Below are 19,431 nucleotides of genomic sequence, written 5' to 3'. Positions count from 1 at the left end.
CTTAACCCGCCCAGCCGGTCGACGTGGCCGCCTTGAGAATGATCTCGGCCACCGCGGTGGGCTCCGAGGCGGGGATCGCATGCGACGCACCGGGAAGTTCCACGCTCGCGCGAGCACCGGCGCGCTCGGCCATGAAGCGGTGTGCCTCGAGCGGGATGTTGTAGTCCAGCTCCGGGTACACGAACCAGGACGGCACGGTCTTCCACGCCGGTTCGCCGGAGCCCTCGTTAAGCGCCGTGGTGTTGAGCGGGCGCTGGGCGGCCGCGTCGACGGCGGCTCGCTCGGGCGGAACATCGGCGGTGAACTGGTGGTGGAACTTATCCTGCTGGATGTACAGATCAACCGTTCCGTCCGGCAGGGGGACTTCCTGGAGGGTCTCGCCAAGGGTGCCACCGGGGAACTTGCCGGACAGCTCGCCGATGCTCTCACCGGCTTCAGGCGCGAAGGCGGCAACGAACACGAGCGCCTTGACGTGGTCGTGGCCGACAGCGGCGTTGGAGATGACCGCCCCACCGTAGGAGTGGCCGACGAGTACGACCGGCCCGCCGATCGTGGCCACGACGCTGGAGATGACGGCGGCATCGCCGGACAGGCTGCGCAACGGGTTGGGCGCGGCGACGACCGGGTAGCCGTCGGCGTGCAGCCGCTGGATCACGCTGTTCCAGCTGGCGGACTCGGCGAACGCGCCGTGGACGAGGACGATGGTGGGTTTCATTCCAGTGCCTTTTCATCGGGTCAACAGCAGGACGGTGGACAGGAACTCGGCGGCCTGGCGGATCGCAGCCTCGGCCGCCCGGGTTTCACGGAGCACGTTGAGCATCACGAAGTCGTGAATGACGCCCTGGTAGCGCACCGCGGTAACGGGCACGCCGGCTTGACGCAATTTGTCGGCATACGCCTCGCTTTCGTCACGCAGCACGTCGGCCTCGGCGACGATGACCAGGGCCGGCGGCAACCCGGCCAGTTGCTCGGCGGTGGCGCGCAGCGGCGAGGCGGTGATCTCGGCACGCTGCGCGGCGTCGGTGGTGTTCCTTCAATGATCTGCGTGGATCAGTCCGGGGTTTCGGCCCCGCCGTCCACCAGTTCGTACTGCAACGCCCCCGACGGGCAGCGCCGCACCACTTCGGCCAAGCGCTCGGCCTCGGCACCGTCGGGCCGAATCCACGGGCGCTGGCCCGTGTCGAAGACTTCCGGCAAGCCGCGCACGCACTCGGCGGCGTGTAAGCAACGCCTCGCCTCGAACGTGACGGTGATCTTCTGGCCCTCATACGCTTTCTTCTCGGTTCTGCTGCTCATGCGGGCCTCCGTCGCTGCCATGTCCGGCTGTTCAATCGCTGACTCTGCTGTAGGACTGGTACACCAGGTCCTGATACTCGGGGTGCCTGGCGATCCACCCCGCGATAAATGGGCAGGTGGCCAGGACCAGCAGGTTCGCGGCGCGCGCCTCGTCGAGGGCGGTGCGGGCCAGTGCTGCCCCGACTCCCCTGCCCTCGTACTCGGGCGGAACCTCGGTGTGGACGAACGCGACGAGTTCCGTGGTACGGATGTACTGCGCGACGCCCGCGACCTTGGACTCTCCCTCGATTCGGGCCTCGTACCGCTTGGCCTCGGGAGCATCACTCACTCTGACTGCCATGTGTCCTCCAGGTGTCTTTGGCGTGGGTCTGAATTCACACCGGTTCGGTCTGTCTAGCTGATACGTCACTTAAGGTCACCGGCCTTCTGGGCCGACCCGTTATCAGGACTTGGTGGACAACGCGTCGCTGGGCGTCGCCAGGTTGAGCGGGCGCAGCCGTCTCCGCGTCGTCTCGGCGAGCGCGGCAATCCTGCGGCCACCACCCAGTGTGCGTCAGCAACCGGCCACGACCAGTGACACCGCGTCACATGCGGTGATGACACGGCGCCACTGCCGGATGAGCTGCGCGCGCTTCAAGAAGGCCTGACCACCCTGGCCACGGAGCCGCCGAATCGAGCGGATGGCCAGTACTCATGGAGTGCTCTACGACCTGGTCGCCGCCGACCAGTACTCCGTAGAGCGGCCAGTCCGGTCGGTCAGGATGCCGGCCACCAGGCCACAGATGATCAGCGACACGGTGTTGGTCAGAATCGTGCGGTCACGCATCGCATTCTGGTCAACCTCGATCCACATGGTGCAGCCAGTTGGCGGTGCCACGGCCCCGGCGGGCCGCTCACCGTCACAACGTGGCGATCACGACCTCGGCCGCCCGGGCGATCAGGGCGTTGTCGTAGCCGGCGTCCTTCTGGTCGCGGCTGGACAGCACCGCGAGGACGATCGGCGCACGATCCGGGGGCCAGATCACCGCGATGTCGTTGCGGGTGCCGTAACCGCCGGCACCGGTCTTGTCCCCGACGACCCAGCCGTCGGGCACACCGGCGCGGATCAGCTCGCCGCCGGTGGTGTTGCCCCGCAGCCAGCCGTTGAGGATGTCGCGGTCCGCGGGTTCGAGGGCGTCGCCGACGGCGTACGCCCGCAGGTCCTGGGCCATGGCCCGCGCGGTGCTGGTGTCCCGCCGGTCACCCGGCCTGGCCTCGTTGAGCGCGGTCTCGTAGCGCGCCGGATCGGTGACCTTGTCGCCGACCTCGCGCAGTTCCTTCTCGAACTTCTGCGGTCCACCGAGCCGGCGCAGCAGCAGGTTACCGGCGGTGTTGTCGCTGTACCGCACGGCCGCGTCGGCGATCGCGCGCAGCGTCATGCCGTCGGCGACGTGCCGCTCCGTGATCGGCGAATAGGTCACCAGGTCGTCCGCCGAGTACCGCACCACCCGGTCCAGCTCGGCGTCGGTGGTCTCGTCGAGGACCTCCGCGGCGGCCAACGCCTTGAAGGTCGAGGCGTACGCGAACCGCTCGTCGGCCCGGTACCCCACCGTCCGGCCGGTGCCGGTGTCGATCGCGTAGACCCCCAACCGCGCGTCGAACCTCTCCTCCAGCCGTCGAAACTCGCGGTCCGGGTCGGTCTGGGCGGAGACGGTGGCCGTCGCCACGGGGTCGGGCGGCGGCGGCCCGGCGGCATCAGCGGGGCCGCACGCGGCCAGGGACACCGCCGCCACCGAGGCCACCAGACGGTGTGTCGCAAAGGTCATCATCGCTCCTTGCTCGCTGCCGTGGGTCCGGCGCGGGCGGCGCCGGTCGGACAGGACTTGACCCTGGCAGGGATCTGGCATGCGGTCGAAGACGGAACTGGCGGTGTTCATGCTGATCTGGCATTGCCGGCGCGGCGCGGATCGGACCGGTCCTGCTCGAGATCAGGCCGGCGGTCACGAGCTGGGATCCGCGAGGGGACCGTCGGCGGTGAACGCCCGCTTCGCGAAGCGTTCGGCGATGCGCCGGTGGGTGGCGGTGTCCGGGTGGAGCTGGTCGGGCAGCGGCAGGTCGGCGAAGTCGGATCGGCCGTAGAGGTCGAGGCCGTCGAGGTGGTGCAGGTTCGGGTCGCCGGCCGCCCGCTGCGTGCTGATGCGGGCCAGCTCGTCCCGGGTGACGCCGAGGGTCAGCTTTTCGCTCGCCCGCTCCGCCGGGTCGCCGGTGGCCCGGAAGCGCACCTGTCCGGTGCCGAGGCGGTGGGGCTGGTGGCGTTGGGGCCCTGGCTGATGGAACTGCCGTGGTGCAGCCAGACCCGGCGCCCCCCGGTCGGGTACCGGTGCGACGGGGGCGTCGGTGCGCAGGGCGACGAGTTCGGTCCTCTCGTGGTGCGGCAGCCAGATCTCGACGTCCTTCACGCGGTCGGACAGTCCGGTGAAGCGGACGGTCCCGGGTGGGCCGGATCGGCGCTCCGTGGTCCCGCTGGTCATGTCGATGGTCACCGTGTCGCCACCGGTCACGCTGGCCTGGTCGGTAACGGCCGGTGCGGCAGCACACCGCGCGCCGTTTGCTGCACGTCGAGTGCGCCGCGCAGGAGGTCCGTGCTGATCGGGGGTGGTGATCCAGGTGGAGGTCGTGCTCTCGATCCGTCGATCGGTCTGGGGTGGGTTGCGCCCGGCGAGGACCGGCCGGCCCGCCGGTTACAGCCAGTCGTGTTCGCGGGCGTAGCGCGCCGCTTCGTGGCGGGTCCGGGTCTGGGTCTTGCGCATGGCGTTGGAGAGGTAGTTCCGGACGGTTCCCGGCGCGAGGTGCAGCCGAGCGGCGATGTCGACGACCGAGTAGCCCTCACCGGTGACCCTCAGCACGTCGACCTCGCGGTCGGTCAGGGGGCAGTCCTCGGTGACCGCGAGTGCGGACACGTCCGGGTCGATCCAGCGTCTACCTGCGTGCAGGGTGGCGATGACTGAGGTGATGTGGGCCGGCTCGGCGGACTTGCTGACGAAGCCCTGGACGCCGAGTCTCAGGGCCTTGCGCAGCACGCCGGGCCGGGCGTGCCGGGTCAGCATGAGGACCACCTGCTCCGGGCGCGTGCGGCGGATCTCCGCGACCGCGCCGAGGCCGTCCACGCCGGGCATCTCCAGGTCGATGACCAGGACGTCGGGCCGGTGCCGCAGGGTGGCCTCGATGGCGGTCTCGCCGTCCTGCGCCTCGGCGAGGACGGTGATGTCGCCTTCCAGGGGCAGCAGTGCGGCGAGGGCCGTACGGAGCAGCACCTCGTCGTCGGCGAGCACGATGGTCGTCATCGACCGTCCTCCTCCCCCGGGGCCGGCGGGGCCGCGGCGCCACGGGCGGGCGGGAACGTCGCGGCGGTCCGGAACCGCCCCTCGTGCTGCTCCACGATCAGCTCACCTCCGTCGCCTGCCACCCGCTGCCGCAGCGCGGACAGTCCCCTGAGCTGCGGCGGTGTGTCGGCGGTCGCGCCGTCGTTGACGATGGTGATGCCCGACTCGGAGAGCGTGATCTGCACCTGGGTGGCCTGCGCGTGGCGCAGGATGTTGGTGGTCGTCTCGCGCAGCACCTGGCCGAGCAGTTCGCTGACGCGGACGTCCACGTCGGCCTCCCGGGTCACCCGGACCCGGATGCCGGCGGCCTCGAACAGGTTCTTCGCGTTCTCGATCTCGGCGGTGAGGTTGAGCCGCCGTTGGGCGTAGGCGAGTTCCTTGGTCTGTGCGATGGTGTCGCTGACCAGCGCGTACGTCTCCCGCAGTTCCTTCTCCGCCCGTGCGGTGTCGCGGAGCAGCAGTCGCTGGGCCAGAGCGATCTTCAGCTTGACCACGTGCAAGGTGTGGCCCTGGATGTCGTGCAGGTCGCTGGCGAACCGGACGCGCTCCCGGACCACGGCCAGCTCCGCCTCGCGTTCCCGGGTCTGTTCGAGCTCCCGGATGAGGTCGTAGAACCGCTCGCCCACCATCGTGAAGACCGTCACGACGACGGTGAGGGCGGTCGGGATGAGGACGTAGGTGACCAGGACGTGACCGATGTCGTCCCGCTGCACCAGCAGCCGCGCCGCGCCGACGGCGGCGACATAGCAGAACAGCCCGGCCACCGCCAGCCTGCGGTGTCGCCGGACCTCGCGCAGGGCGAGGGATCCCACGGCGCAGAACCCCCAGTAGGCGTTGGGGCTGCCGGTCACCAGGACCCCCAGTGGCCACACCGCTGCCCCGACGATCACGCACGGCAGCGCCACCCGTGCCAGGTCGTTGGCCGTCCACCGTTCGAAGGCCACCACGGCCGCCACGGCTCCGGGCGCCAGGACGACGAGGTGCCACCAGGTCCGCGCGTCGGTGTAGAGCAGGACCACGGCGGCGATCACGACCGGCGGCAGGGACGTCGCCAGGTTGAGCCGGCGCAGCCTTCCCTGCGTCGACTCGGTGAAGCGCGGCGATCGTGCGGTCACCGCACCAGTATCCGGCAGCCAGGGGCCACGACCAGTGACAGCACGTCACATACGGTGATGACGTGGTGCCACTGACGGGCCGGCGGCGCCCGCGCTGTCATAGGGTGCATGTCCACCACACCCGTCATCGAAGTCGACCGGCTGAACCTCACCTACGGTGACTTCCACGCCGTCAAGGACCTCTCCTTCGAGGTACGGCCCGGAGAGCTGTACGCGCTGCTCGGCACCAACGGGGCCGGGAAGACCTCGACCTTGGAAGTTGTCGAGGGCCACCGGAGGCCGGCCTCCGGCACCGTGCGCGTCTTCGGGCACGACCCGGGCGATCGGCGCGTGGTCCGTCCCCGAATGGGCGTCATGCTCCAGGAGAGTGGTTTCTCCCCGGACCTCACGGTTCCTGAGTCCGTCCGGCTCATCGGCCAGCTCACCCGGCGCAGCGACGACGTCGGGCGAGTGCTCGACCTCGTCGACCTCACCGGCCGGGCCAGCCGCAAGGTGTCGCAGCTCTCCGGTGGCGAGAAGCGGCGGCTGGACTTCGCCACCGCCGTCTACGGCACCCCGGAGCTGCTCTTCCTGGACGAGCCGACCACCGGCCTCGACATTCAGTCCCGCGACGCCGTCTGGGCGACCGTCGACCGGCTCCGCGAGAACGGCGCGACCATCGTGCTCACCACCCACTACCTGGAGGAGGCACAGCAGCGCGCCGACCGCATCGGGCTGATGCACCAGGGCACCCTCCACCGCGAGGGCACCGTGGCCGAGTTGACCCGCACCCTCCCGGCGGTCATCCGCTTCACGCTGCCCCCGGCGGCGCCGACGCTGCCGCTGCAGGCCGCCGTCGGCCCCGACGGAAAGGTCGTGGTCGAGACCGTCGCCCTGCAGAAGGACCTGCATGTCCTGCTCCGGTGGGCCCAGGACCACGCCGTCGAGTTGCAGGGCCTGGAGGCCGGGCCGACCCGCCTCGACGACGTCTTCCGCGCCATCAGCAACTGACCCGCCACCTCGACAGGAGTGCCACCGTGTTGTCCATCGCCGCAAGCGAGCTGATCCAGATCTTCCGCAACCGGCTGGTACTGATCACCAGCCTCATCATCCCGGTAGTCGTCAGCGCGTTCTTCGTCCGCCAGCACGAGACCTACGCCGCCCTCGGCAGCCTCGGCTACATCGCCGCGATCGTGATGTTCACGATCACCGCCTTCGGCCTCTACGCCACCGCCGTCACCACCCTGGCCTCCCGACGGCAGAACCTCTTCCTCAAGCGGCTGCGCTCCACCGCCGCAAGCGACACCCGCATCCTCGCCGGCCTGCTACTGCCCGTCGTCGTCCTCGCCCTGATCCAGGTCACCGCGATCCTGACCGCCCTGGCCCTGGTCGCCGGCGGGCCGGCCAACGTCGCCCTGCTCGTGGTGGCGACCGTCGCCACCCTGGCCATGATGATCGGGCTGGCCCTGGCCACCGCCGGGCTGACCAACTCACCCGAGCACGCCCAGGTCACCACCCTGCCCGTCACTCTCGGCGTGATCGCCGTGTCCAGCTGGATCGGCATCACCGGCACCACCGACCTCACCTGGCTCAAGCGACTCCTGCCCGGCGGCGCCGCCACCGAACTGACCATGAACGCCTGGAACGGCGGCGTCGCCGTGACCGAATCCCTCGCCCTGCTCGCACCCACCCTGGCCTGGGTCGCCATCGCCGTCACCCTTGCAACCCGACTCTTCCGCTGGGAGCCCCGCCGATGACCACCGAACCCCGGTCGGACGTCCCGACCCTCGCGGAAGATCTCCTACTGCTCCTGTTCCAGCCCAGGTCCGGGACCATCGCGGGGGAGAACACGCTGTTCTACGTCCTCGGTGGAGCCGTCCTCGCGGACCTCGCCCTCGGCGAACACCTGACCACGCCGGCCCGGGGCCGGGTCAGGAGTGTGGAGGGCCACCCACCGTCGGACGACCTCCTCCGCCCGGCATGGGACTACCTCGCCGAGAAACCGAGGGGGGTGCAGACGGCACTGGCGGCGATCGGTCCCGCCCTGCGCAAGCCGGTGTTGGACAGGCTCATCACGCGAGGCGAGATCGACCAGCAGCCGCACAAGGTGCTAGGCCTGTTCCGCACGACCGCCCTGCGCGAGGGTGGGACCGGACGCCGGGCGCGTCTGCTCGCCGACGTCCGGCACGCCCTCGTGGACGGTGCACAGCCGCAGACCCGCATCGCCGCGCTCGCGGCACTGCTCTCCGCGAGCGGTACCCTCCCGCAGTTCCACCGCGAGATCCCGTGGACGGCACCGGTGATCAACCGGGCCAAGGAACTCGAGCGCGGCGACTGGGGCGCCGACGCCGCGGCGCAGGCCGTGACCCGCACCGTGACGGCCACGGTCGTCAACAGCGCCATCGCGGCCATCACCGCGCTTCCGCGCAGCTAGTGCGCCCGCATTTGGGACGACATCGACACCCACCCGAGGTGTACGGCGTGCCCGCCGAGCTCAGCCTGCTCCGGCCGCGTGCGGGCCGGGCGCGGGACAACTACACGCCGGTGGCGGCGTCGGCTACCTCAGCTATCCGGCACACCCGACCCACGCCGCACCGTGTCGACATCCACCAGACGCGGTCCCGTACAACCAAGGAGACGCGCGTGACCTCCCCGTCTTCCGCGCCGGATACCGACGCCGAGCCCACCCGTCCTTTGCGACGGCGGTGGCTCCGGATCGTATCCGGCGTCCTCGCCACCGTGGTGGCCGCCGTCAGCCTCGGCGTCGCCGCCCTGCAGCTCGGCCTGCCCTGGCAGATGGGCGACGGCGACCGCAACCACGTCTACGAGGGCGACGCCGGTTCGCAGCGCTACCAGGTCCACCTCCCGCCCCAGCACAAGGGGACGACCCGGCTACCGGTCATCATGGCGATCCACGGCTGCGGCATGACCGGCTACGGGTGGAACTCCATGAAATCCACGACGCAGTTCAACCGCCTGGCCGACCGGGAGGGCTTCATCGTCGTCTACCCCACACAACTGATCACCCGCAACCTGATCGCCTGCTGGAACTCCGCCAACCCACGGCATCAGCACCGGTACACCGGCGAACCCGCGCTGCTCGCCGGCGTCGCCCGCCAGGTGGTCGAGAAGTACGACGCGGACCCCGCGCGGGTGCACGTGGCCGGCGCCTCGTCGGGCGCGGGAACCGCGGTCATCCTCGCCGCGACCCACCCCGACATCTTCGCCACGGTGACCTCGGTCGCCGGCGGCGAGTACGGGCTCAACCAGGTCGACCCGGACGATCCCGACTCGACGTCGCCGCTGGACACGGCACGTCAGGCCTGGGCCCAGATGGGCGACCGGGCCCGCCGGGTGCCGCTGCTGGTCATCCAGGGCGAGCGGGACGAGGTCGTGCCGCCCCTGGTCGCCACCCGCCTCGTCGAACACTGGACCGCGGTGGGCGACCTCGTCGACGACGGCCTGCCCAACGACAGCCTCGACACGACCGAGAAGACCGTGTCCATGCCCGCCGCGGCGGGGCGGCACGCGTACACGCAGACGACGATCTCGGCGCCGGACGGCTCGTCGATCGTCGAGGCGTACCGCGTCCAGGACATGGGGCACGTCTGGCCCGGTCCGGACGGCGACGGCCGCTACACCGATCACGCGGGCCCCGATGCCAGCGCGATCGTGTGGGAGTTCGCCGAGCGCCACCCGATGGCGTGAGGACCGCGTCGGCCCGGCCGCGCCTATCCGGGGCCGGTCGTCTCCTCAGCCAGGTCGACCGGGCGCGCCTTGAGCTTGGTGGCGATGCGCATCAGCGCGCGTCGGTCCGCGGGGGTGAGCGGGTCGAGTTCGCGGGAAGGCTGATCGCCTTCGACGACGCCCGTGTGCACTGACAGCGCGACCAGGGGTTGACACACACGAGTTACCAACCAAAGGAGTGGTTCACGGTGCGGAATTCGCAATCGGCTGAGGCCGGCGTGACCCTGGGTGGTACTGCTGTCCGACCAGGACGGCGGCCACCCAGGCCCTGACCATCCGGACCCCGCCGGCTGGGCACCGCGTGTCGAGCGTGCGGTACGCGACAGTGGGCGCGCCTGGACGGTCCTGCGGCCGGGTTGGTTCATGCAGGTCCTCACCGATCCGCGCTTCTACCGCGACCAGATCGTCGGTGCCGGTGAGCTGCCGTTTCCCAGCGGCGACGCCATGGTGGCCTGGATCGACGCCCGGGACATCGCGGCCGTCGCCGCGCGGGCGCTGCTCGAGGACGGGCATGCCGGCCGGACCTACCGGATCTCCGGTCCGGAGGCACTGTCGTTGCCGCGCACCGCGGAGCTGCTCTCCGCCGCGGCAGGGCATCCCGTGACCCACCGGGACGTGACCGTCGACGAGGCTGTTGCCGGTCTTGAGGGCTTCGAACGAGACCTCTCCGCGCTGACGTTCGAGCGGGTACGCGCCGGCAGGTTCGCGGAGGTAACCGACATCGTCGAGCACGTCACCGGACGGCCGGCGCGTGCGCTGCGGAGCTTTCTCGCCGACACCGAGCCGGCGTTGCGGCGCGGGGGTCGCTGACATCCGGGACGGCCGACCTCACGAGGGCCTTTCTCGACCGAGCCCTGCGTGCCGCCTGACCGCACATGGAAAGGTACCGAAGTGCGCACCGGCGAGAGCGGCACCGTCCGGTCGACGCACGCGGGATCGGCGCCAGCGGAACCCTGACAGATACCGAGGTGTGAGATGCCAGATGTGAACCCGGTTGCAGCGCAGCGCATCGAGGCCGCTGTCGTTGCTGCCCTCGCCGTCGTCGTGACCGTCACCGCCGGGTACCCGTGGTGGTGGCTGCTTGCCCTCTTCCTCGTCTTCGACCTGTCAATGCTCGGCTACCTGCACGGGCCACGCCTTGGAGCCACCTGCTACAACCTGGCGCATTCCTACACCCTGCCGGCGTTGCTCGGTGCGGTGGCCGTGATCACGGCCGCACTCCGCGACCCGATCGACTGGCTCGGAGTCCTGGCCGTCGCCTGGGCATTCCACATCGCGGTCGACCGCGCCCTCGGTTACGGCCTCAAGACGACCGAGGGGTTCGAACACACACACCTCGGTCGGATCGGGAAGGCCCGGCCCCTCGACCGCTGAACCAGCCGGCTTGGTGGAGGCGCTCCGGGAGACGACCCGACGGCATCCGGAAGCTACGGGCCAGCAAGCGCAATTACGTGCTGTCCGGCCACCGTTTAGGCCAAGGGATCCGAAGGCGGCCGGCCGCCCGCGTTCGATCCGGTCGTCTACCGGCAGCGTCACCTAGCGGACGCGAAGCCCGGCGACGAGGAGATCGACCAGGCGGCGTGCGTCGTAACCGGGATCGCTGCCCGCGCCGATGCAGAGATTGCCGACGCCCCGCAGCAGTCCGTAGGCGTCCATGTCGGGGCGGATCTCGTCGGCGGCGACGGCAGCGTCGAGGAGCTGGTCGCACACCGGGACGAGCCGGTCGAGGAAGTAGGCGTGCAGGGTCTGGAAGGCGGCGGCGTCGGACTGTAGCGCTGCGGCGAGACCGTGCTTGGTGACCAGGAAGTCGACGAACAGGTCGATCCACTGCGCCAGGGCGGCGTGCGGTGTGTCGCTGTCGGCCAGTAGGGCCGGTCCTGCCTCGGCGCACGCCTCGATCTGGTGCCGGTAGACGGCGACGATGAGGTCGGATCGGGTGGGGAAGTGGCGGTAGATCGTGCCCACGCCGACGCCCGCCCGTACGGCGATGTTCCGCACGGGGACGTCGACGCCGGAGGTGACGAACGCCGCGGCGGCAGCGTCGAGCAGGGCCTTCTCGTTGCGCCGGGCGTCGGCCCGCTTGCGCGGGACCGGTTGCTCCGAGCCCCTGTCGATGTTGGCCACGTCGCGTTACCTCCGTCACTCCCCTTGGCATCCGGAACGCCGTTCCGTATGTTGTTTATCGGAACAGCGCTCCGCTTGCTCAGCATACTGACCGGACGGGCTGCCACCAACTGACCGGACGGGCTGCCACCAAATCGTGGACCGCCGGACGCCTGAAGGAGAAACAGTCATGCAGTACCGCACCTTGGGTCGCACCGGTGTGCAGGTCAGCACCCTCGCACTCGGCGCGATGAACTTCGGCAGGATCGGCAACACCACCCAGGACGACGCCACGGCCATCGTCGACGCAGCGCTCGAGGCGGGGATCAACCTCATCGACACCGCCGACGCCTACAGCGGCGGCCAGTCCGAGGAGATGGTCGGCAAGGCCATCGCCGGCCGCCGGGACGACGTCGTCCTGGCCACCAAGGCGACCCTGCCGATGGGCGACGAGCGCAACCAGCGGGGCGGCTCGCGCCGCTGGCTGGTCACCGCGTTGGAGAACAGCCTGCGCCGCCTCGGCGTCGACCACGTCGACCTCTACCAGATGCACCGGTGGGATCCGACGACCAGCGACGAGGAGACGCTGTCGGCGCTGACGGACCTGCAGCGCGCGGGAAAGATCCGTTACTTCGGCTCCTCGACCTTCCCGGCCTACCGCATTGTGCAGGCGCAGTGGGCCGCCCGCGAGGGACGCCTCAGCCGTTACGTGACCGAGCAGCCGAACTACTCGATCCTGCAGCGCGGCATCGAAACCCACGTGCTGCCCGCGACGCAGGAGTACGGCATGGGCGTGCTCGCCTGGAGCCCGCTGGCGTCGGGCTGGCTGTCCGGGGCGATCCGTGCCGGCCAGGAAATCAGCACGAACCGCTCGGGCTTCATGCAGCAGCGCTACGACATCAGCATCCCCGCCAACCGCGCCAAGCTCGACGCCGTCGAGCAGCTCGCCACAGTTGCCGACGAGGCTGGCCTCAGCATGATCCAGCTCGCGCTCGGCTTCGTCACCGCGCACCCGGGCGTGACCAGCGCGATCATCGGCCCCCGCACGATGGACCACCTCCGCTCGCAGCTCGCCGCCGCGGACACGGTGCTTTCGGCCGACGTGCTGGACGCGATCGACGCGATCGCGGCTCCCGGCGTCGACCTCGCCGCCCACGAGAAGAACGACACCCCACCCGCTCTGCTCGACCCGGCGCTGCGCCGCCGCTGATCACTCGGCACTCGGTGACCAGGCTGCAGACGGACGTGCGCCTGCGCGTCCGCCTGCCGCCTGACCCGCCGCACAGCCAGGCCTTCCCAGGCTAGCGCCGAAAGCACGAACGGACCCATGCCAAGCAAGCCCTCGCCCAGCCTCGGGCTCATGACCGCCCCGATGTACGTCGACTACCACGACATCCTGCGGGTTCGGCAGGAAGCGGACGCCATCGCCGAGATCGAGCACGCCTGGCTGTTCGACCACCTCATACCCATCAGTGGCGACCCGGGCGGACCGGCGTACGAAGGCTCGACCCTGCTCTGCGCCCTCGCCACGCAGACCGAGCGGCTGCGCCTGGGCGTGATGGTGACCAGCAACCGCTTTCGGCCTCCCGCGATGCTCGCCAAAATCGCCACGGTCGTCGACATCGTCCCCGGCGGGCGCCTCGACTTCGGCATCGGCGTCGGGTCGCGGCCTGGTCACCCCCTGGCCCGGCGGGAGTACGCCGCACACGGCCTGCCCTTCGCCGACACCGCCGACGCCGTGGGCAACCTCGCCGAGGCGCTCACGGTCGCCCGGCGACTCTGGACCGACAACGAGCCGTTCGATTTCTTCGACACCCTCGCCGCAGTGCTACGGCCGGGCCTGCCCGTCGAGATCGTCGATCACGATCCGGTCGGTGCGGTCCGGAAACATCGACGCGTACGCGGCCCGAGCGCCGACCCGTACGACGTTCCAAGAAAGCTCGCCTTCTCCTCCCCGAGCGCAGCCCGGATCGCATCCAGGTCCCGCGCCGTGTTCGCCGTCGTCACATGCCGCAGCCGGCCCTGCGTGTCGTTGGCCGCGCACCGGTCCAAGCAGGAGACCATGGAGCAGCGTCCCGGCGGGGCATCCGATCATTCAGGGCGGGAACTCGTGCAGCGATGGCAGCCGCTCCAGGCTCGACCGGGCGCTCGCCGTGTATGGGTGCGCTTGACCCAGCACCCGAACGTAGTCGGCCAGCACGTCCGTTAGCACGCTTCTCGCCCGACGACGCTGGCCTCGTACCGCGAGGGCCAGTCCCAGGTTGCGGCGCGCGTTCAGCGATGCGGTGTGGTCGGCGCCCAGTATCCGCTCCCGGTCCTGCACCACCCGCTCGAACAGTCGCAGTGCCCGGCGGCCCTGGCCTGCGGCCAGCAACGCACGGGCGAGGAAGAGTCGCAACCGGATCAGGCTGGGGTTGTCCCGCGGAAGAGCTGCCTCGGCCTGTTCAACGAGGCCGCGCAACAACGCAATCGCATCGCCATGGCGGCCTGCGGCCGAGTAGGCGGCCGCTCGGTACTGCGGCCACCACATGACCTGCGTTCCAGCGGCCTCGGCGCAGTGCACGCTAGCGTTGATCTCGTGGAGCGTGACCGCCTCCGCCGCACGGCCCGCCCGGACATATGCTCGGGCGAGTTCGCCACGGGCGTTAATGGTCGACTCATGCTCGGGCCCGTACACGCGGATATTCTCGCGAAGATTTTCTTCGAAGATCGGCACCGCGTCGTCGTTCCGGCCCATTGAGCGCAGCGTGCTGGCGATGTTGATGCGCGCGGCCATGGTCGAGCGGGCATCGGGGCCGCAGATGCGCAGGCTCTCCTGCAGGTTGTAGCGGTGGATTTCCAGGGCGCGCTCTAGGAGGCCGGCGCATTCGCAGCAGTATCCGAGAAGGTTGCGGGTCGCCACGGTGGCCGCCTGGTCGGGGCCGTGCACGCGCATCCGGTCCGCGAGAACTTCCTCGGCGAACGCCAGCACGTCGAGTTCGCGGTGCGTGCCAATGCCCGCGTCGATCACTGCGCGGCGGGCGAGGAAGACAGCCTCGTCGTCGATGCCGTCTGTGTTCTGATGCTCCTCCAGCACGACGAACGCGGTGGTCAGTGAGCGGGAGGATTCCCCGAGGATGCCGAGCCGTTCGACGCTCCACCGGCGTAGCCGCAAGAGTTCGGATACGAGTGCCTCTGCCTCGGGGTCGCCGTTCAGGTCGCGGCGCACGGCGGCCCAGACATCGGCCACGTGGTCGACGACGTCGGTACCGGACGGCGGTGTGGCCGCAGCGGCGGCGCCAAGCACCTTGGTCGCTTCCTGCGCCGCTGCCCGTACTCGACCCTGGGTTCGCATACGTGTCAGTGCGAAGCGCCGCGTAAGCCGGTGCATCACTACGACTGTTCCGGTGACATCGAACCCGATGACGGACGCGCCGGCGAGCGTCCCGAGGGCGTCGTCGACTCCAGATCGCTCGATGGGCAGGTAGTACAGCAGGTCGCGCCGGATGCCGGCGGGTGACAGCAGGGCCATGAGATCGACGATGCGTTGGGCGACGCCGGTCGGGTCGGCCGCTTCCGCGTCGGCGATCGAGCGGAGTGTGGCTTGCTCGACGCTGTTCGGGTAGGCGTCGCCTGGTACTCGGGCCAGCATCGAGGCGAGCGGCCCGGTACGGAGTCCGGCGAGGTAGTCGCCAAATGACTGGCGCCGGCGGCGAATCACCGCACCCGCCTGGGACAGTGCGAGGGGTAGATCGCCGAGTTCGTGCGCGACAAGCGCGGCCTGTTCAAGGTCGTCCAGGCCACTGCGGGTGCAGAGAAAGGCCGCCGCCTGTGCCGGGGTGAACACCTCGACGCGGACCTCGGTGCCGAGTTGAGCGAAGTCCTGGTTGGTCGTGGTGATGACGACTCGCGCTCGGCCACGGCGGGGCAGCCAGGGCAGGACGGCGTCGGGGTCGAGGGCGTTGTCGAGGACGATGAGCGACGGCGTGGGTCGCTCTTCGATCCAGCGCAGCGCGGCCTTCGCCGCGGCGTCGGCATCGATAACCGTCTCGACGAGCCTGACCTCGCGGGCCAGGGCCGCCAGTGCCGTCGTGATCGCGGCGGCGTCCTCGGCGACGATCCAGAGCACCAGCCGCAGTCGCCGGGCTAGGTGTTCGCGGGTGTACGTCGCGGCAAGGTGGGTTTTGCCGACGCCGCGCCCACCGGTCAGCGCGGTGACGGGGCCGTTGTCGACGGCGCGTGCCAACTCGTCGAGCAGCGCTGCCCGGCGGGTGTAAGCCAGTGGCTCTCGCGGCACGTCGCCGATCACGACTGGCGCCCGCCACCGCGCGGGCCAACGCGACGCACCCTTGGTTGAGGTCTGGCGCAGCTGGAGGTACGAGACCCCAAGCCCGGCTACGGCCACGATCGCGCTTACAACGCCCACCGTCACCTCGGCGCTCACATGCTCCAGGCAACCATAGGCAGGGATCCGTGTGACTCCGCCGTACGGAGAGACAATCACTCATGTCGAGCATGGACAATGACTCAGTCCGCCTCCGCCTTCGCTCCGCACCGAATCCACGACACCATCGCCGCGATTGCAGACAGCCAAGACGAGTCGCACCTAGACGAGTGATTCCCAACTCTGGGTTGAGCGGCGTGGCAGGTTGACCAGCGCAAGTAGAGAGGGCATCGATGGTCGTTTGTGAAGACAGACCTCGACACCCTCTTGACCGCACTGTACGTGCTTATCGACGACCACGTCATCCCGCCCGGCCGCAAAGGCCCGGGCCGGCCGAAGCGACTTTCCGAGGCCGAACTGGTCTGCCTGGCCGTGGCTCAGGTGCTGCTGGGCGCCCGCTCCGAGCACCACTGGCTGCGGATCTGCTACGGCCGTCTCGGGCATCTGTTTCCCTACCTGCCCAAACAGCCCGGCTACCACAAGCGGGTCAAGGCCGCCGCGCCGCTGATCTGCCGAACCACGATGTACCTGGCCGGGCTGTGCCCCACCATCGGCGACCAGCTGCGGCTGCTGGACGCCACCCCGGTGCCGTGCGGCACCTCTCGGTCCACCGTGCAGCGCTCCGCGCTGGCCGAGATCGCCGGCTACGGCTACTGCGCGTCGCACTCGCGCTGGTACTGGGGCCTGAAGCTGTACCTGTTGACCACCGCCGAAGGGCTCCCGCTGGCGTGGTGCCTGGCCGACCCGAAGATCGGCGAACGCGAGATCGCCGAGGACCTGCTCGACTACGCACGCGAACTGGGCGCTCTGGCACCGGGCATGGTCGTGCTGGCCGACAAGGGCCTGGCTGGCAGGGCGATCGAACGCTACTGCGCCGAGCAGGTCGAGGTGCTACTGGCCAGGCCGGACCGCAAGGACGAACGGCGCCGTTTCGGCAACCTCGCCGGGGTCCGGCAGTGGATCGAGTCGGTCAACCAGACCCTGAAAGGCCAGCTCAACCTGGAAGGACACGGCGGTCGTACACCGGCCGGGGTGTACGCCCGCGTCGCCCAACGGCTCCTGGCCATGACCGCCGCGATCTGGCACAACTGGCGCATAAACGCCGACGTCAAACGCTCCCTGACCGCGTACGACCACTGATCCATTCGGAATCACTCGTCTAGAGGAGAGAGCGACCGTACTGGCCCGCGCTCAACTCGCCGACTGCGATACCAAGCTCCCGGGCAGCGCTTGAAGCCGGCGCGGATCCCAACATCGTTACGGGATGGATCGCTGAGGTTGAGGCGGATCGTCAGCGTGCCCTCGCAGTGCTGAACGAGCCCAAGCCGAGGTCCGCTCCCAGGATGAGCCGTGAGCAGATCACGGAACTCGTCCAGCAACCGGGCGACATCACCGCGGCCTTGGGCGAGGCCGACCCAGCCGACCGCACCGAGGTCTACCGGCAACTCGGACTGCGGCTGACCTACCACCCGCAACAACGCGGGTCATCAGGCGGGATCCTCGGTCGGGCCCCGGCCCTTCAGTCCGTTGTTCGACCGGAACCCACCGAGCAGTGTGTCGTCCCAGAGGAACCGCTCCACAGCCTCCTGATCGCGGCTCCTGTCCTGGTCGTAACGCTCGTGGTGGACGATCTCGTCGAGCCCGCGCCGCGAGGTCGGGGTCGGCATCACGGCCGGGTATCCGACGCCGAACATGTCGTAGATCCGCATGTGCCGCGGGATGCCGAGCCAAGACTTGATCATCGTGCTCATGTAGGGCGAGCTCACGTCGCTGACCCACTGCGAACCGAGGCCGAGCGAGGCGACCGCGAGATGGGCGAAGACGGTCGCCTGAGCCAGGCTCGTCACGAAATGGGACTCGCCCTTCTCCAGCGCAGTCCGCACGGGATAGGCATCGATCACTCGTGGGTCGCCCAGCACGAGGACGAAGACCGGCGAGTGCCGGAAACCGGTGTAGCCAATGTGGTCGCGATGACCCCACACGGCCTCCTGCATCTCGCGCTTGTCGGCCATCTGCCGGGCGTAGAGCTCGGCGATCCGCTTGCGCGTTTCGGCGTCGCGCACCACGAGGAATTCCCACGGCTGGGCGTTGCCCGCCGAGGGCGCCCAGCGGGCGACCTCCAGGATCTTGTCGATGGTCTCGTCAGGCACCTCACGGTGCGGATCGATGGCCCGCACCGAGCGGCGGTGCCTGGCGAGCGCGAGGAGTTGGTCGTACGTCGCGGCGTCCGGCGGGGGCGTGCCGACCTGCTGCCCGTCGGTCTCTGCCGTCGTTGTCATCGCGTCTCCTTCGTCGTGATGTGGTGCCCCAGCCTGGACGAAACTAGTGAGAGCGTCCAATATCGGTTCTCATCTGTCTGATAGCGCGGCGTGATCAGAGGTGGAGTGGTGGAGTTCCGACATCTGCAGTACTTCGTGGCGGTAGCGGAGGAGCTGCACTTCCGCCGGGCCGCGGAACGGCTGCACATCGTGCAGCCCGCCCTCAGCCAGCAGATCGCTCGCCTCGAAGAGGAGCTCGGGGTCCGGCTGCTGCAGCGCACCAAGCGGCACGTCGAGCTGACCGCGGCGGGCCGGGTCTTCCTGGTTGAGGCCCGGGCAATGCTCGAGCACCGCGACGAGGCGACCGCCGCGGTGCGCAGGGCCGCGGCGGGCAGCACAGGGCGCCTCGCCGTGGGGTTCGTCGGCCCGGCCGCGTACAGCGTCCTACCGGGGGTGGTGCGCGCGTTCCGCGGCGAGTATCCCGACGTGGACCTGAGCCTGCACGAGCACACCACAGCCGAGCAGCTCGAGATGCTGGCCGCGCGCCAACTCGACGTCGGGTTCGTTCGCCTGCCTTCGGCAGCGGAGGGCCTCGAGCTCGAACAGGTGCTCTCCGAGCCGATCTGCGTCGTGCTTCCTGCGGGACATCCGCTTGACAATCGGCCGAAGGGCGCTCCACTGGAGGTCACCGAGCTCCGTGGTGAGGGTTTCGTGGTGGTCCCCCGCTCCCGCGAGGCGCTGGTCTTCGACCGGATCGTCGCGCTCTGCCACGGTGCGGGGTTCAGCCCGCGCGTCGTCCAGGAGGCACAGCAGGTCCACGCCATCATCGGCTTGGTGGCTGCCGGCATGGGTATCGCCCTCGTGCCGGACTCCATGCGAGCTCTGCGACGCCCGGGGGTCGTCTACCGGTCACTGCCGCCGTCCTCGAACACCGCGGTCGGAACCGGACTCGCCTGGCGGCGAGAGGAGGAATCACCGATCGTCGAGCCGTTTGTCCGCATCGTCCGGGCCTTGGCGAAGAACCAGGTCGACGGTGCGACATCAGCCAGGCCGTGAGGAACCGGTCGGGCTCAGGACACCGGCGCCGAGGACAACCGACCGCGGAGGGTCCGACCGGCCGCGCGCGAACGCGATCACGGGCCGCCTGA

General features: G+C 69.7%; 21 protein-coding genes and 1 pseudogene. 10 read left to right on the top strand and 12 right to left on the bottom strand.

Annotated features, from left to right (window positions below):
- Nucleotide 1: 1 nt before the first annotated feature.
- The 9 genes and pseudogenes from GKC29_RS15340 to GKC29_RS15300 form a co-directional block, all read right to left on the bottom strand.
- Nucleotides 2–715, bottom strand: a complete 714-nt coding sequence (locus GKC29_RS15340; protein ID WP_155331478.1) for an alpha/beta fold hydrolase — start codon at nucleotides 713–715, stop codon at nucleotides 2–4.
- 12 nt (nucleotides 716–727) lie between these two features.
- Nucleotides 728–1,009: pseudogene (locus GKC29_RS15335) on the bottom strand (alpha/beta hydrolase fold domain-containing protein); the annotation flags it as partial.
- A gap of 41 nt (nucleotides 1,010–1,050) precedes the next feature.
- Complete coding sequence (locus tag GKC29_RS15330; protein ID WP_155331477.1) at nucleotides 1,051–1,296, bottom strand: (4Fe-4S)-binding protein; 246 nt, start codon at nucleotides 1,294–1,296, stop codon at nucleotides 1,051–1,053.
- A 31-nt stretch (nucleotides 1,297–1,327) separates the two neighbouring features.
- Entirely contained in the window at nucleotides 1,328–1,636 is a 309-nt protein-coding gene (locus GKC29_RS15325; RefSeq protein WP_155331476.1) for a GNAT family N-acetyltransferase, read from the bottom strand.
- 363 nt (nucleotides 1,637–1,999) lie between these two features.
- Nucleotides 2,000–2,149: a hypothetical protein gene (locus tag GKC29_RS15320; protein WP_155331475.1), complete on the bottom strand. Its 150-nt coding sequence runs from the start codon at nucleotides 2,147–2,149 to the stop codon at nucleotides 2,000–2,002.
- Between the two features lie 46 nt (nucleotides 2,150–2,195).
- Nucleotides 2,196–3,104 (bottom strand): class A beta-lactamase, encoded by a 909-nt coding sequence (bla, locus tag GKC29_RS15315; RefSeq protein ID WP_370463253.1) that lies wholly within the window; start codon nucleotides 3,102–3,104, stop codon nucleotides 2,196–2,198.
- A 171-nt stretch (nucleotides 3,105–3,275) separates the two neighbouring features.
- The gene (locus GKC29_RS15310) at nucleotides 3,276–3,836 is read right to left on the bottom strand and encodes a hypothetical protein (RefSeq protein WP_230688624.1); all 561 of its coding nucleotides are present in this window, start codon (nucleotides 3,834–3,836) and stop codon (nucleotides 3,276–3,278) included.
- Between the two features lie 180 nt (nucleotides 3,837–4,016).
- The gene (locus GKC29_RS15305) at nucleotides 4,017–4,619 is read right to left on the bottom strand and encodes a response regulator transcription factor (protein WP_155331473.1); all 603 of its coding nucleotides are present in this window, start codon (nucleotides 4,617–4,619) and stop codon (nucleotides 4,017–4,019) included.
- Nucleotides 4,616–5,773, bottom strand: a complete 1,158-nt coding sequence (locus GKC29_RS15300; protein ID WP_155331472.1) for a sensor histidine kinase — start codon at nucleotides 5,771–5,773, stop codon at nucleotides 4,616–4,618. The genes GKC29_RS15305 and GKC29_RS15300 overlap by 4 nt, the downstream gene beginning before the upstream one ends.
- A 108-nt stretch (nucleotides 5,774–5,881) precedes the next feature.
- Here GKC29_RS15300 and GKC29_RS15295 point away from each other — a divergent pair, with 108 nt between their 5' ends.
- The 6 genes from GKC29_RS15295 (at nucleotide 5,882) to GKC29_RS15270 (ending at nucleotide 10,873) form a co-directional block, all read left to right on the top strand.
- Nucleotides 5,882–6,763: an ABC transporter ATP-binding protein gene (locus GKC29_RS15295; protein ID WP_155331471.1), complete on the top strand. Its 882-nt coding sequence runs from the start codon at nucleotides 5,882–5,884 to the stop codon at nucleotides 6,761–6,763.
- A gap of 26 nt (nucleotides 6,764–6,789) precedes the next feature.
- Complete coding sequence (locus tag GKC29_RS15290) at nucleotides 6,790–7,509, top strand: ABC transporter permease (protein ID WP_155331470.1); 720 nt, start codon at nucleotides 6,790–6,792, stop codon at nucleotides 7,507–7,509.
- Entirely contained in the window at nucleotides 7,506–8,186 is a 681-nt protein-coding gene (locus tag GKC29_RS15285; protein ID WP_155331469.1) for a GPP34 family phosphoprotein, read from the top strand. Before GKC29_RS15290 ends, GKC29_RS15285 begins: the two co-directional genes overlap by 4 nt.
- A gap of 209 nt (nucleotides 8,187–8,395) precedes the next feature.
- On the top strand, nucleotides 8,396–9,460 hold the full coding sequence (locus GKC29_RS15280) for a PHB depolymerase family esterase (RefSeq protein ID WP_155331468.1): 1,065 nt from the start codon (nucleotides 8,396–8,398) through the stop codon (nucleotides 9,458–9,460).
- A 402-nt stretch (nucleotides 9,461–9,862) separates the two neighbouring features.
- Nucleotides 9,863–10,309: a hypothetical protein gene (locus GKC29_RS15275; RefSeq protein WP_155331467.1), complete on the top strand. Its 447-nt coding sequence runs from the start codon at nucleotides 9,863–9,865 to the stop codon at nucleotides 10,307–10,309.
- A gap of 165 nt (nucleotides 10,310–10,474) precedes the next feature.
- A complete protein-coding gene (locus GKC29_RS15270) occupies nucleotides 10,475–10,873 on the top strand; it encodes a DUF4260 domain-containing protein (RefSeq protein WP_155331466.1) in 399 nt (132 codons plus the stop codon).
- Nucleotides 10,874–11,035: 162 nt separating this feature from the next.
- Here GKC29_RS15270 and GKC29_RS15265 read toward each other — a convergent pair whose 3' ends face one another.
- A complete protein-coding gene (locus GKC29_RS15265; protein ID WP_155331465.1) occupies nucleotides 11,036–11,623 on the bottom strand; it encodes a TetR/AcrR family transcriptional regulator in 588 nt (195 codons plus the stop codon).
- A gap of 169 nt (nucleotides 11,624–11,792) precedes the next feature.
- Here GKC29_RS15265 and GKC29_RS15260 point away from each other — a divergent pair, with 169 nt between their 5' ends.
- Both GKC29_RS15260 and GKC29_RS29960 read left to right on the top strand, forming a co-directional pair.
- Nucleotides 11,793–12,812 carry an aldo/keto reductase gene (locus GKC29_RS15260; RefSeq protein WP_155331464.1) on the top strand — a complete coding sequence of 340 codons (1,020 nt, stop codon included), beginning with the start codon at nucleotides 11,793–11,795 and terminating at the stop codon, nucleotides 12,810–12,812.
- Nucleotides 12,813–12,962: 150 nt separating this feature from the next.
- The gene (locus GKC29_RS29960; protein ID WP_230688623.1) at nucleotides 12,963–13,811 is read left to right on the top strand and encodes an LLM class flavin-dependent oxidoreductase; all 849 of its coding nucleotides are present in this window, start codon (nucleotides 12,963–12,965) and stop codon (nucleotides 13,809–13,811) included.
- Here GKC29_RS29960 and fxsT read toward each other — a convergent pair.
- Nucleotides 13,698–15,890, bottom strand: coding sequence for an FxSxx-COOH system tetratricopeptide repeat protein (gene fxsT / locus GKC29_RS15250; protein WP_196255615.1), 2,193 nt, complete (start codon nucleotides 15,888–15,890; stop codon nucleotides 13,698–13,700). The genes GKC29_RS29960 and fxsT overlap by 114 nt on opposite strands.
- Nucleotides 15,891–16,268: 378 nt before the next feature.
- Here fxsT and GKC29_RS15245 point away from each other — a divergent pair, with 378 nt between their 5' ends.
- Nucleotides 16,269–17,165, top strand: coding sequence for an IS982 family transposase (locus GKC29_RS15245; protein ID WP_155331462.1), 897 nt, complete (start codon nucleotides 16,269–16,271; stop codon nucleotides 17,163–17,165).
- Nucleotides 17,166–17,512: 347 nt separating this feature from the next.
- On the opposite strand, the gene GKC29_RS15240 is transcribed toward GKC29_RS15245, so the two are convergent.
- Nucleotides 17,513–18,304, bottom strand: a complete 792-nt coding sequence (locus tag GKC29_RS15240; protein WP_155331461.1) for a nitroreductase family protein — start codon at nucleotides 18,302–18,304, stop codon at nucleotides 17,513–17,515.
- Between the two features lie 108 nt (nucleotides 18,305–18,412).
- Between GKC29_RS15240 and GKC29_RS15235 the strand changes: the two genes are divergently transcribed.
- Nucleotides 18,413–19,339, top strand: coding sequence for a LysR family transcriptional regulator (locus tag GKC29_RS15235; protein WP_155331460.1), 927 nt, complete (start codon nucleotides 18,413–18,415; stop codon nucleotides 19,337–19,339).
- The last annotated feature ends 92 nt before the right edge of the window (nucleotides 19,340–19,431 follow it).

Source organism: Micromonospora sp. WMMC415, assembly GCF_009707425.1.
In the GTDB taxonomy this organism is placed as follows: Bacteria; Actinomycetota; Actinomycetes; order Mycobacteriales; family Micromonosporaceae; genus Micromonospora.
This window is presented reverse-complemented; position numbering and strand designations above follow the sequence as displayed.